General features: G+C 47.4%; 1 protein-coding gene. It reads left to right on the top strand.

The genetic code is table 11. The features are described from left to right. Window positions 1–361 (top strand): hypothetical protein (locus F1735_RS36105; RefSeq protein ID WP_222853202.1); only part of this gene is annotated, 361 nt, incomplete at its 5' end. Between the last annotated feature and the right edge of the window lie 8 nt (window positions 362–369).

Below are 369 nucleotides of genomic sequence, written 5' to 3' on the forward strand. Positions count from 1 at the left end.
CGCGACGAGTGGGCATGGCTGCGCATTGCAAACCACGGCAATCAATTACCTTTATTCAATCACAATTTCTCTGCTTGCACGCAAAAAAATGCCGCGCAATCGTGCATACGACACCAATCCTGTTGTTTATATACATATTCCGTATTTACCATTGACATCAAATATTCCCATATGTTTCTATCTTGGGCTTGATTGGCAAAAAGGCATAGATGTCGAACGCCAATCGACAAGTCGCTTTAAGCGAAGTGAAGAAGTTCAGCCGAGGGAGACAGCGCTACCAAGAGCTCGGCTGGTTGTACCTTGCACCGGAAGGACTCCGCAATCCGGACCCGGCCACCGCAAGGTTCGCTACTTAAATTGATGCATCAT

It is taken from the genome of Massilia genomosp. 1 (assembly GCF_011682185.1).
Classification (GTDB): Bacteria; Pseudomonadota; Gammaproteobacteria; order Burkholderiales; family Burkholderiaceae_D; genus Telluria_A; species Telluria_A rubra.